Source organism: Pseudomonas sp. ZS1P83, from assembly GCF_054897825.1.
Window position 1 is genome coordinate 4999463 of sequence record NZ_CM142706.1, and the last position, 11950, is coordinate 5011412.

Here is an 11950-nt window from a genome sequence, read left to right on the forward strand (position 1 = left end):
AAAACTTCAAGGTCAAGGATATCGTCAGCGTCTACAAGAGCAATGAACGCAAGGACCCCAAGACCTATGAATGCCACGGCGGGACGATTATGGCCGGGTTGCGTTGAAGGGGATCTGGTGAAGGTGCCGTAATCAGTATGGTTCTACCTGAGGCGCACAAGCGCCTCCTTCCGACGCCGCCGGGCCCTCGAACTCAGTCTGCAGTAGCGCCAAAAACGCCTCCCGAGCCGGGTGTCGACCTGCATTTTCATGCCAATAAAAAAGGTTGTCGATACTCGTCAGTTCCGGGAATTCATATCCTTGCCAACCCGCACTGTGGCGGTATTGCTCATAGATACCGCGAGGTACCAGCGCAACGCCGGCACCGGCACTGACACAACCAACTATGGTGCCATAGCTTGCAATGCTGACGATCGGCAACACCTGATCATGGCGCAACAGCCACTGCTCCAGCGCCAACCGGTACGGACAGCCCGGGGGCCACATGAAAATTTCCTTACCTTGCAGATCCGCTGCTTTGCGTAATGGCCCATGCGACTCGGACGCGATGAGAATTAAATCTTCCCGGTACACCACTGCACGCTTAAGTCCGGGGCGTTCAATGTTCACCGCCACGATCACCCCATCAAGTCGGTGATGTTGAGTATCGTCCAGCAATTGAGCCCAAGTGCCGGTGCTCAACTCCAGAGACACCTGCGGGTACAGCGCATGGTACTTGGCCAATAAACGGGGCAGCCGTCCCGTAGCACTAGATTCAATGGCGCCAATGCGCAGTGGACCGCCTGGCGTGTTGGTGGGCGCTACCGCGCGCCGAGCTTCATCAGCCAAACCCAGGATCTTCGTCGCGTAATCAAGAAACACCTCCCCAGCAGGAGTGATCCGCAACCCTCGTCCGTCGCGGAAAAACAACGGTGTGCCGAGCTCACGCTCCAGGGACTTGAGACGTGCGGTGATGTTGGACGGCACGCAGTGCAGCAACTCGGCAGCGCGCGCGATGCTGCCGAAGTCGTAAACCGTCTTGAACATGCGCAGTTGGGACAATTCCATAGCTCACCCAGAGTGAATGCATAGATCAGTTTAAGTCACTTGTAGTGAGGCTGGGTGTTTTTGATACTTCAACCGGCGCACGTTGCAGTGACGCCGTCGCCCTTTCATATCCCTCGATAAGCAGGAGTTTTTATGGAGTTAGTTGAGCGAAAAATCCAGTCCCTCGCCGAAAGCGTTTTCACCCATAAAGCCTTGGATAACGAATTCTATCGACGCTGGATGGGTGGCTCACTCCCCCTCGCCGACGTTGAGGTGTTTGCTCGAAACTACCTGGCCCGTACCACACAGACTTCTCGTATGGTTGCCCTATCATTTGTGAGCACTGACGACCTGTACGCTCAAGTCGAAATCGTCAAAAACCTGTACTCCGAAATGGGCTACGGCAACCCGGAAAAGGCCCACCTTGCCCTGCTGGAAAGCTACCTCATCGACCTTCTCAGCCGTCTCGCTGATCGGCCGTACAGTATGGACGAACTCACGGCTTTGCCGGTGTTGGAAAGTAGCCACACGTTTAGTCGCGAACAATTGAGTCTCTATACCGACGGTGGCAACAACAATCCGCGCCATGTACTCGGCACATTGTTGGCTCAGGAATGGCTGGCCTATTCGATGCTCACCCGTTTGTACGAAGGGGCACGCAACTATAAGCACCTGTACGCCAATAACGACGACTTTCATGAGCACTGCGAGTACTTCTACATCCACATCGGGGATGCAGAAAAAGAACACAAGATCCAGGCGGTGAAAGCGGCCACTCAAGAATGCACCACCGACCAGCACATAGAGGAAGTCAGCGCTTCGTTCAACCGCTTCCTGATCATCACCGAGCAGTACTGGGACGGTATAGCCCGTGCCATGCCCAGCATGCAAAATCGGTCTGCGTCGAGGATTACGGCTTAATGAATACAAGGCCCGGCATAAAAACCGCTTTGGCGGCGATTTTTGTAATCCTTTGCTGGGCCTATTCCCCCATTGGAATCCACATCGGGCTAAAGGCCTATGAGCCCGGTCATCTCGCGCTAATGCGATTTCTCATCGCATCAACGTTCATGGCTGGCGTCGCATTGGTGATGCGTATTTCCCTGCCTCGCCTGAAAGACCTGCCTCTGCTGGCGGTGCTGGGGTTCTTTGCCGTCAGCCTGCACCACATAGCCCTCAACTACGGCCAACGAGGTGTTAGCGCTGGGGCCGCCAGCGTACTGGCACAATCCACCCCGCTGTTCAGCACGTTATTGGCGCATTTCGCGTTCAAAGATCGGGTCAACGGCTGGCAATGGATCTGTGTGCTATGCGGGCTACTCGGCGCCGCGGTGGTAGTCACCGGGGACCGTGGTTTTGGTGAGCTGGACGCGCATGGGCTGTTGATTCTGCTGGCGGCGTTGTCTTGGAGCCTATATTTCGCCTTGCAAAAACGCCATTCCCATCGTTATGACGGGCTGACGATGGTGTGTTACACCATTTGGTCGGGCACGGTCCTGCTGCTTGTATATATCCCGGGGCTGTGGGGCGAAGTACAAAATGCCTCAACTTCGGTCAACCTGGCGGTGCTCATTCTGGGCATCTTCCCCAGCGCCCTTGCGTACCTCGCCTGGGCATACGTACTGGCACAGAGCAACGTGAGCCGCGCGTCCATTTCGCTTTACCTGATACCACCCACAGCGATGTTGATGGCCTCGTTGGTTCTGAGTGAACGCCCTTCTGCCATGGTCATCGTAGGAACGGCCATTGTGCTGACGAGCGTACTCGCCCTCAATCTGGAACCATCGAAAGCCGCAGTGCCTGTCGACAAAGTTTGAACAGAGGTCGAGACCACCTATGAATGACTCAGAAAATCCGACCCTGGCTTACGAACACCATGTGCTGATTTGCACCAACCTGCGCCCCGATGGTCGCCGTAGTTGCTCAGGCTCAGGCGCTCATGAACTGCTCAGCGCAGCAAAACGCAAGCTCGCCAAAATGGGTAAACCGGGAACATCGCGTGCCAACGCATCGGGCTGCCTGGGCCGCTGCGACCACGGCCCGGTCATGGTGATTTACCCCGCTAACCTGTGGTTCTCGTGCAAGACGCCGCAACAGGTTGAACGCATTCTCGATCAACACCTCTTCCGCCCCGATCAGCAATTGTGAACTAAGGGCCTTCAGCAGGAATCCACGCCATGACTTGGACAGATGAAGACATGCGCATCGCCCAATGGATGCTGGCCGAATACCGTAAACAGAACTATCTACCGCAAGCCCTCGCTGCGCGGGAAATCCGTCTGGTGTTCGGCGAAGCTCATGTGTACCTAAATTGCCACGGAAACTGGGCCGTAAACAAGCCGATACTCGAAGCTTTTAAAGCACTGACTGCTGAGTACGTGGTATGGAGCCGAAGCTTTCAACTATGGAGGCCAAGAACCGCACAAGATCCAGCTGGCATGCGCGTGAGCCGCTGACAAGATATCCCGACGCGTGGGAACGATCAGTCAATCCCATCTACACTCGCTGAATCAGACCCGCATGCACCCAGCCTGCTCGAACCGAAAACGCTGATCCGTCACACGACTCGCGGTTCTCTTTCACGTCAAGGAGATGACCATGCAAGTGAAAGCCCTGATCGCCGCGTTACTGTTCGGCCTGCTGCCCAGTGCCAGCCAAGCAACCAATCTGATGTACATGCCTTTTGAGACAGTCCTGTCCAATGCGATCCGCGCCGGGCGGCTCGATGGCAGCGTGAGGTTCTACCTGGCCGGCAATGGACCGACGGAGCACCTTCAAGTGTTGCGCACGAATGTCGTCAGCGACTGGCCCACCAATGCCTTCAACAAGAGCGATTTCGATGCCTGTGAGTGGGCAGTGCAATCGACGTTGATCGAGTTGCAAGCAGAGGCAAAGCGGGTCGGGGCGAATGCGGTGATCAACATCGTGAGTTATTACGATCAGCATGTGCGCCAAGACCTGAACACCTATGAGTGCCGGGCCGGAGTGTTTGTGGCGCGAGTAGCGTTGCGCGGGGATTTGGTACGGGTGCAGTGAACGGGACCACCCCCGCGATTTACGCAGGGGTCGCCCAGACGCTTACTGAGCTTGAATCAATTTGCTTTCCGCGACGCCAGCGCGGCCTGTCTTGTCGTCGACAACTTGCAGGTTGTTACGCGCCTTGATGAAGCCCACTTTCACTTCCTGCCAGACAAAGTAGTTCTTGCCGGCTTCTGCGGTGAGTTTCAGTTCAGAATCGTTTTCCGCCGAAGACACCAGGGTCTGTTGACCGGCTGGGACAGATAACATCAGGTAAGACTTGGCGACGGTTTGCCCTACCGGCTTACCATTGAGTGCCACCGGCATTTTCACGCCTGCACCCATGCTCTCGTTGCGATAAACGTAGATATTGGCTTTGTCCGGGGTGACCTGAAAGGTCTTGGCCTGAGCGTCCTGGCTTTCATCCGCCATTTTTACCGAAGCACAACCACCGGTCAGAGCGGTCAATGCCAGCAAAACGGTGAAGGTTAACTGCTTGAACATCCTGTATCTCCATGCTTTTTGATGAGTCCAACGACTGTTATCGGCCGTACCCAACAAAACCTTGAAGCTCAATGGGGTCGTAACCGCCCCGCTGATCTTCCTGCGCTGGTCATAAATCGAGTCAGTCAACGATTTCAGTAACGCCCGAACGACAAAGGGCGCTTTCGGGAACGCGGGTAGTATTGGTGCCCGCGAAGTACGGTGATGCTGCGTTTGATCGTTCCCACGCTCTGCGTGGGAATGCAGCCCGGGACGCTCTGCGTCCCCTCCAGAGCCGAACGCAGAGCGTCCGGAGAGGCATTCCCACGCGGGAGCGTGGGAACGATCAGTTAGGTCCGCTCAGCGTGGATCGAGGTTATCCAGCACCCGGTTCACCGCCAGCTCCCCCAGCATGATCGACTGTTGAATCCCGAGCAGTGTGTTGCTTTGCGATCCTTGCAGAGACCTCGCGAAATCGCTCGCCATGACATTCGCTGATGCCAGGGATTCACAGGCGTATTCCAGTAGGGTGTGGTTGTCGATATCGGGGGCGATGAGGAAGATTTTGCTTGGTTGGCGTGGAGCGTCCAGATCCGTGCCCGGTGGGTTTGCTGTTGTATTGGTCATAATTCGGTCCAAAAAAGTGGAGCCGTCACCGAGTCGCTACTACACAAAAGGGTGGCAGCTGTGCGCAGGTTAGTAGACCGGGGACACGAGAAACCGGCGCGCCCGAAGGCGCCCTGCGCACTGCTGCCATCAAGTGCAGGTATGAAATACCTGACTGTCAGGAGCGCAAATGCGCCTCGTTAATCCACGGGCTACTAAACCCGATCACTGGGAATCAGTGATGCGAACGAAGTTACCGATGGCCCCCAAAGCGCACAAGCCGGCGGATTCTGGATTAGTTGTAGGCAATGCCGCAAGGCGCTGTGGCCTGTCCGAGACGGTTCGGAAATGTCCTACGCTCCTCAGCGAAGTGTCCGCTTTGGCATAGGCAACTGCACCATTTCTAGTGAACTCGCGAATGACTGCGAAGCAGTCACGCCTTCAGCGGCTCAACCTTACGCGTCAACAACTCCACAAACGCCTTGGCCATCGGCGACTTCTGATCCTTGCGCTGCACCAGCCACACCGCCGACACCGCCTCAGGATCGAGCAGAGGCCGATAGACCACCCCGTCGATGCGCATCCGTTGATAGGACGCTGGTAGCACCGAAACACCCAGCCCCGCGGCCACCAGACCAATGATCGTCATCGCCTCGCCCGCCTCTTGCGCGAAGTGCGGGCTGAAACCGGCATCTCGGGCCAGGCTAAGTAATTGTGCGTACAGACCACTGCCATAGCTGCGTGGGAAAAATACGAAGGGTTCGAGGGCCAGGGCTGACAGAAACAAGCCCTCTTCGCTGTCATTCACCAACGGATGCTTGGAGCTGAGCACCGCCACCAGTGGTTCGCGCATCAGCTCCACCACGCTGAGCGAGTCCGGCAACCCAAGCGGCCGCATGATCCCGACTTCGATCGACTCATCCACCAACGCATCCGCCACCTGGGTGCTGCTCATCTCCCGCAGGTTCAAATGCACCGCCGGGAAGCGCTGACGAAATGAAAAAATCGCCTGAGGGATCGTTGAGTTGAACGGCGCTGACGAGGTGAAGCCAATCTTCAGTTCGCCCAACTCACCCAGCTGCGCCCGCCGTGCCACGTCTGCCGCTTTATCGACCTGCGCCAGCACCAGACGCGCCTCTTCCAGAAATAGCCGACCGGCTTCACTGAGCTCGACCCGACGATTGGTCCGCTCGAACAACCGCGCACCCACCTCTTGCTCCAGCGCCTGAATCTGCTGGCTCAGCGGCGGTTGCGAGATGCCCAGCACCTGGGCGGCGCGGCCGAAGTGCAGTTCTTCGGCGACGGCGATGAAGTAGCGCAGGTGACGCAATTCCATGAAAACTCCATTAGGTCGTTAAACCTATCAAACAGGTCGAACAATATATTGGATTGAATCATTAGGCAGCTATATGCTTTTTTCATTACCTGACCGGCTGCGCCCTCCGAGGTCCGAAGTGAAAACTGCTGTCGCTCCACTTGCCCATGAAGTTCCGCCCGCAGCGGTGGAGGATGTTGTCGCCGAATTGAAGGAGATCTACATCGAAAAAGGCACGCCGATGTTTATGCGCACGGTGCTGGCGCTGTTCTCTGGCGGTTTCGCGACCTTCGCTCTGCTGTATTGCGTGCAACCGATGATGCCGCTGTTGTCCCACGAATATTCCATCAACGCGGCGCAGAGCAGCCTGATCCTCTCGGTGGCCACTGGCATGCTCGCCATCGGCCTGCTGATCACTGGCCCGATTTCCGATCGCGTCGGACGTAAGCCAGTGATGGTGACCGCGTTGTTCGCGGCGGCCTTGTGCACGATGGCCAGCGCGATGATGCCGAGTTGGGAAGGTGTATTGATCATGCGTGCGTTGATCGGATTGTCGTTAAGCGGCCTGGCAGCGGTGGCCATGACCTATCTGAGCGAAGAGATTCATCCACAGCACATCGGCCTGGCCATGGGTTTGTACATCGGCGGCAACGCGATTGGCGGGATGTGCGGACGCTTGATTACCGGCGTGTTGATCGATTTCGTCAGCTGGCACACGGCGATGCTGGTGATCGGCGGTCTGGCCATGATCGCGGCGGCGGTGTTCTGGAAAATCCTTCCCGAGTCGCGCAACTTCCGCGCCCGTTCATTGCACCCGCGCAGCTTGATTGATGGCTTCACCCTGCACTTTCGCGACGCCGGTTTGCCGCTGCTGTTTGTCGAAGCGTTCGTGCTGATGGGCGCGTTCGTCACGCTGTTCAACTACATCGGCTATCGCTTGCTGGCCGAGCCGTACCACATGGACCAGGCCTTCGTCGGGCTGCTCTCGGTGGTGTACCTGTCGGGTATCTACAGCTCAGCGAAAATCGGCGCCTTGGCCGACCAACTTGGCCGTCGCAAAGTGCTGTGGGTGACCATCGTGCTGATGATCGCCGGCCTCGCCCTGACCATGCTCACGCCGCTGCCGGTGGTGATCATTGGCATGTTGATCTTTACCTTCGGCTTCTTCGGCGCGCACTCCGTAGCCAGCAGCTGGATCGGCCGTCGTGCGATCAAGGCCAAGGGGCAGGCGTCGTCGCTTTATCTGTTCAGCTACTACGCCGGGTCGAGTATTGCCGGTACTGCCGGCGGGGTGTTCTGGCACCTCGGCGGTTGGAACGGGATTGGACTGTTCATTGGCGGGTTGCTGGTGATTGCGTTGCTGGTGGCGTTGAAGCTGGCGAAGTTGCCGCCGTTGACCGGCGTGAAAGCCTGAAAACAAAAACGCCCGGCAAAAGCCGGGCGTTTTCGTTATCGGGCCACGATCACTCGTGATACTGCGCCGACAGTTCATGCACCGCGCGCAGGAACGCACCGGCGTGTTCCGGATCAACTTCCGGGGTGATGCCATGGCCGAGGTTGAACACGTGACCGCTGCCTTTGCCGTAGCTGGCGAGGATTCGGCCGACTTCGGCGCGAATGGCTTCTGGCTTGGCGTACAGCACGGTCGGGTCCATGTTGCCTTGCAGCGCGACTTTGTTGCCGACACGCTGGCGGGCTTCGCCGATATCGCAAGTCCAGTCCAGGCCCAGCGCATCAGCGCCAGCATCGGCAATGCTTTCCAGCCACAGGCCGCCGTTCTTGGTGAACAGGATGACCGGCACCTTGCGGCCTTCGTGTTCACGGATCAGGCCGCTGACAATTTTGCGCATGTAGGCCAGGGAGAATTCCTGATACGCCGCCGCTGACAGGTTGCCGCCCCAGGTGTCGAAGATCTGCACCGCTTGCGCGCCAGCCATGATCTGGCCGTTGAGGTAGCTGGTGACCGACTGCGCGAGCTTGTCCAGCAGCAAGTGCATGGCTTGCGGGTTGTCGTAGAGCATGGCCTTGGTCTTGCGGAAGTCTTTCGACGAACCGCCTTCGACCATGTAAGTGGCCAGGGTCCATGGGCTGCCGGAGAAGCCGATCAGCGGCACGCGACCGTTCAGTTCGCGGCGGATGGTGCTGACCGCGTCCATGACGTAGCCGAGGTCTTTGTGCGGATCAGGGATTGGCAGGGCTTCGACGTCGGCCAGGGTGCTGACGACTTTCTTGAAGCGCGGACCTTCACCGGTTTCGAAGTACAGGCCTTGGCCCATAGCGTCCGGGATGGTCAGAATGTCGGAAAAAAGGATCGCCGCGTCCAGTTGTGGATAGCGGTCGAGCGGTTGCATCGTGACTTCGCAAGCGAACTCCGGGTTCATGCACAGGCTCATGAAGTCGCCGGCCTTGGCACGGCTGGCGCGGTATTCAGGCAGGTAGCGGCCGGCCTGACGCATCATCCACACAGGGGTGACGTCTACGGGTTGCTTGAGCAGGGCGCGAAGGAAACGGTCGTTCTTCAGGGCAGTCATGTCGGCATCCGGTAAAAAAGTGCGGGCATTTTCTCAGAGCGCGACGTAAAAGGCACGGCAAGAGCCGTGCCTTTTGTCTATCGGGTCAATTTGTCGCGGGTTCGCCCCCGAAAGATCGTTCCCACGCTCCGCGTGGTAACGCCTCCAGTGACGCTCCGCGTCACGCCTTTGGGACGCGGAGCGTCCCGGGCTGCATTCCCACGCTCCGCGTCACTAGTGTCCGGTAAAAAACGAGGGGGGAGCTTGCTCCCCCTTGCTGTTGGCGGCTGTGAGGCATAATCGGTTTTTTCAGACTCGATTTTGACTTATGTTTTCCAGCACCCGTTTAAGCCAACTACTCAGTGCGATCCCGCGCCAGTTTTTCCAGCAATCCATCGAAACACACCAAGCTGATCGCTACGTCAAACGCTGCACGACCTGGCAATTGCTGGTGACACTGATCAGCGGCCATTTGACCCGAGCCTCAAGCCTGCGATCCTTGGCGACTATCTCCGAAAATTTCGGCCCGCATAGCTACCATCTTAATGCCGGCCCTATTGCCCGCTCGACAATGTCCGATGCCTTGAACAAGCGTGACTACCGGCCATTACAGGACCTTTGTGGGTACCTGATGAGCGCCGTCAGCCGCCAGCAGCGCAAGGAGGTCGGGGCCATGGTTAGCCTGATTGACTCCACGTCGATCACCTTGCGCGGACCTCACTTCGATGGCTGGACAGCCGCGACGAAAACCCGCATCACCCAAGGCCTCAAAGTGCATGTCGGGCTGGATCTGGCGCAGCTGGCCCCGGTGTACGTGAACATTACGCCTGCCAACGTCAACGACCTGAGCGATGCACTGGAAATGCCGATCCAGACCGGCATGACGTATGTTTTCGACAAGGGCTACTGCGATTACAACTGGTGGCACGAGTTGCAGACCAAAGGTGCTTTTTTCGTCACCCGCCTGAAGAAAAACGCCAATATCAAAGTGCTGCATGAGCACTCGACCGTGACTGAGCAAAGCTCGGTCATGACCGATGAAGTCGTCCAGTTTGGCAAAAAGCATTTGGCCGGCAAACGCCTGAACGACTATTGGGAAAAGTCGGTAAGACGCGTCGTGGTTGAGCGCGAGGGGCATGCGACGCCGTTAGTTCTGGTGACCAACGACTTCACGAGGACAGCTGAAGAAATCGCGTCCTTGTACAAAGATCGTTGGCAGATCGAGCTATTTTTCAAGTGGATCAAACAACATCTGAAGCTCAAACGCTTTTATGCCTACTCCGAAAATGCGGTGCGTTTGCAGATTTACAGTGCCTTGATCAGCTATCTGTTACTGCAAATACTCCATCGTCGCTCAGGATTTACCGGCTCGTTGTTCGAACTGACGGTTCGCATAGTTCATGTCCTGTTTGAACGGCCCGGAACCCCAGTATTGAGGGATCGACGAAGGCAGGAGCGAGAAAAGTTGAAGGCTGCCCAAGGCAGCCTTCAACTATGAAGCATGTTTACCGGACACTAGTGACGCAGAGCGTGGGAACGATCAGCGGGGCCGGCGTCAATCAGACGCCCAGGTAATCCAGGATCCCTTCGGCGGCGTTGCGCCCTTCGAAGATCGCCGTTACCACCAGGTCGGAACCGCGAACCATATCGCCACCGGCGAAGATTTTCGGGTTGCTGGTCTGGTGCTTGTACTGGCCTTGTTCCGGAGCCACAACGCGGCCCTGGCTGTCGGTCTGGATGCTGTGCTGTTCGAACCACGGCGCCGGGCTTGGACGGAAACCGAACGCGATGACCACGGCGTCGGCCGGGATGATCTCTTCGGAACCCGGGATCGGCTCGGGGCTGCGACGGCCACGGGCGTCCGGTTCGCCGAGACGGGTCTCGACCACTTTCACGCCTTCGACGCGGTCTTCACCGACGATGGCGATCGGCTGGCGGTTGTAGAGGAATTTCACGCCCTCTTCCTTGGCGTTCTTCACCTCTTTGCGCGAGCCCGGCATGTTCGCTTCGTCACGACGATAAGCGCAGGTCACCGACTTGGCACCCTGGCGAATCGACGTACGGTTGCAGTCCATCGCCGTGTCGCCGCCACCCAGGACCACAACCTTCTTGCCTTTCATGTCGACGAAATCTTCCGGCGACTTTTCAAAGCCCAGGTTGCGGTTGACGTTGGCGATCAGGAAGTCGAGCGCGTCATGCACGCCTGGCAAATCCTCACCGGCAAAACCGCCCTTCATGTAGGTGTAGGTGCCCATGCCCATGAACACGGCATCGTATTCTTCGAGCAGTTGCTCGACGGTCACGTCCTTGCCCACTTCGGTGTTCAGGCGAAATTCGATGCCCATGCCGGTGAAGACTTCGCGACGATTGCTCAGCACGGTCTTTTCCAGCTTGAACTCGGGGATACCGAAGGTCAGCAGACCACCGATTTCCGGGTTCTTGTCGAACACCACCGGGGTCACGCCGCCGCGTACCAGCACGTCGGCACAACCGAGGCCAGCAGGGCCCGCGCCGATGATGGCAACACGCTTGCCGGTCAGCTTGACCTTGGACATGTCCGGGCGCCAGCCCATGGCAAACGCGGTGTCGGTAATGTACTTCTCGACCGAACCGATGGTCACTGCGCCAAAGCCGTCGTTGAGGGTGCAGGCACCCTCGCAAAGACGATCCTGCGGGCACACCCGGCCGCACACTTCCGGCAAGGTGTTGGTCTGGTGCGACAGCTCGGCGGCCTGAAGGATGTTGCCCTCGGCCACCAGTTTCAGCCAGTTCGGAATGAAGTTGTGCACCGGGCACTTCCATTCGCAATACGGGTTACCGCAACCCAGGCAGCGGTGAGCCTGATCGGCCGAATGCTGGGGTTTGAACGGTTCGTAGATCTCCACGAACTCTTTCTTGCGTTGACGCAACAGTTTCTTCTTCGGATCTTTGCGCCCGACATCGATGAACTGGAAGTCGTTATTCAGACGTTCAGCCATTGTTAAAACCTCAT

Annotated in this window: 13 protein-coding genes and 1 pseudogene; 8 read left to right on the plus strand and 6 right to left on the minus strand. The window is 57.7% G+C overall.

Annotated features, from left to right (window positions below; all coding sequences use genetic code 11):
* Nucleotides 1–11: 11 nt before the first annotated feature.
* A pseudogene (locus ACYZT0_RS23480) lies at nucleotides 12–132 on the plus strand (excinuclease); the annotation flags it as partial.
* Here ACYZT0_RS23480 and ACYZT0_RS23485 read toward each other — a convergent pair.
* The gene (locus ACYZT0_RS23485) at nucleotides 133–1047 is read right to left on the minus strand and encodes a LysR family transcriptional regulator (protein ID WP_462043211.1); all 915 of its coding nucleotides are present in this window, start codon (nucleotides 1045–1047) and stop codon (nucleotides 133–135) included. It lies immediately after the preceding pseudogene.
* Between the two features lie 132 nt (nucleotides 1048–1179).
* Between ACYZT0_RS23485 and ACYZT0_RS23490 the strand changes: the two genes are divergently transcribed.
* The 5 genes from ACYZT0_RS23490 to ACYZT0_RS23510 all read left to right on the plus strand — a co-directional run bounded on the left by ACYZT0_RS23490 (nucleotide 1180) and on the right by ACYZT0_RS23510 (nucleotide 4062).
* A complete protein-coding gene (locus ACYZT0_RS23490) occupies nucleotides 1180–1947 on the plus strand; it encodes an iron-containing redox enzyme family protein (RefSeq protein ID WP_462043212.1) in 768 nt (255 codons plus the stop codon).
* Nucleotides 1947–2843, plus strand: coding sequence for a DMT family transporter (locus ACYZT0_RS23495; RefSeq protein WP_462043213.1), 897 nt, complete (start codon nucleotides 1947–1949; stop codon nucleotides 2841–2843). Before ACYZT0_RS23490 ends, ACYZT0_RS23495 begins: the two co-directional genes overlap by 1 nt.
* Nucleotides 2844–2862: 19 nt before the next feature.
* The gene (locus ACYZT0_RS23500; RefSeq protein WP_462043214.1) at nucleotides 2863–3174 is read left to right on the plus strand and encodes a (2Fe-2S) ferredoxin domain-containing protein; all 312 of its coding nucleotides are present in this window, start codon (nucleotides 2863–2865) and stop codon (nucleotides 3172–3174) included.
* 29 nt (nucleotides 3175–3203) lie between these two features.
* Nucleotides 3204–3482 (plus strand): DUF6953 family protein, encoded by a 279-nt coding sequence (locus ACYZT0_RS23505; RefSeq protein ID WP_462043215.1) that lies wholly within the window; start codon nucleotides 3204–3206, stop codon nucleotides 3480–3482.
* 142 nt (nucleotides 3483–3624) lie between these two features.
* A complete protein-coding gene (locus ACYZT0_RS23510) occupies nucleotides 3625–4062 on the plus strand; it encodes an excinuclease (RefSeq protein ID WP_462043216.1) in 438 nt (145 codons plus the stop codon).
* Nucleotides 4063–4104: 42 nt separating this feature from the next.
* Here ACYZT0_RS23510 and ACYZT0_RS23515 read toward each other — a convergent pair whose 3' ends face one another.
* The 3 genes from ACYZT0_RS23515 to ACYZT0_RS23525 all read right to left on the minus strand — a co-directional run bounded on the left by ACYZT0_RS23515 (nucleotide 4105) and on the right by ACYZT0_RS23525 (nucleotide 6469).
* Entirely contained in the window at nucleotides 4105–4548 is a 444-nt protein-coding gene (locus tag ACYZT0_RS23515; RefSeq protein ID WP_462043217.1) for a DUF2846 domain-containing protein, read from the minus strand.
* Nucleotides 4549–4887: 339 nt separating this feature from the next.
* The gene (locus ACYZT0_RS23520; protein ID WP_462043218.1) at nucleotides 4888–5154 is read right to left on the minus strand and encodes a DUF6124 family protein; all 267 of its coding nucleotides are present in this window, start codon (nucleotides 5152–5154) and stop codon (nucleotides 4888–4890) included.
* 412 nt (nucleotides 5155–5566) lie between these two features.
* Nucleotides 5567–6469, minus strand: a complete 903-nt coding sequence (locus tag ACYZT0_RS23525; protein WP_111449361.1) for a LysR family transcriptional regulator — start codon at nucleotides 6467–6469, stop codon at nucleotides 5567–5569.
* A gap of 118 nt (nucleotides 6470–6587) precedes the next feature.
* Between ACYZT0_RS23525 and ACYZT0_RS23530 the strand changes: the two genes are divergently transcribed.
* Nucleotides 6588–7862: an MFS transporter gene (locus ACYZT0_RS23530; RefSeq protein ID WP_462043219.1), complete on the plus strand. Its 1275-nt coding sequence runs from the start codon at nucleotides 6588–6590 to the stop codon at nucleotides 7860–7862.
* Between the two features lie 49 nt (nucleotides 7863–7911).
* Here ACYZT0_RS23530 and hemE read toward each other — a convergent pair whose 3' ends face one another.
* Nucleotides 7912–8979, minus strand: coding sequence for a uroporphyrinogen decarboxylase (gene hemE / locus ACYZT0_RS23535; protein ID WP_462043220.1), 1068 nt, complete (start codon nucleotides 8977–8979; stop codon nucleotides 7912–7914).
* 307 nt (nucleotides 8980–9286) lie between these two features.
* Between hemE and ACYZT0_RS23540 the strand changes: the two genes are divergently transcribed.
* Nucleotides 9287–10456, plus strand: a complete 1170-nt coding sequence (locus tag ACYZT0_RS23540) for an IS4 family transposase (protein WP_462041955.1) — start codon at nucleotides 9287–9289, stop codon at nucleotides 10454–10456.
* 61 nt (nucleotides 10457–10517) lie between these two features.
* Here the strand turns inward: ACYZT0_RS23540 and ACYZT0_RS23545 are convergent, their stop codons facing one another.
* A complete protein-coding gene (locus tag ACYZT0_RS23545; protein WP_462043221.1) occupies nucleotides 10518–11936 on the minus strand; it encodes an FAD-dependent oxidoreductase in 1419 nt (472 codons plus the stop codon).
* Nucleotides 11937–11950 lie beyond the last annotated feature (14 nt).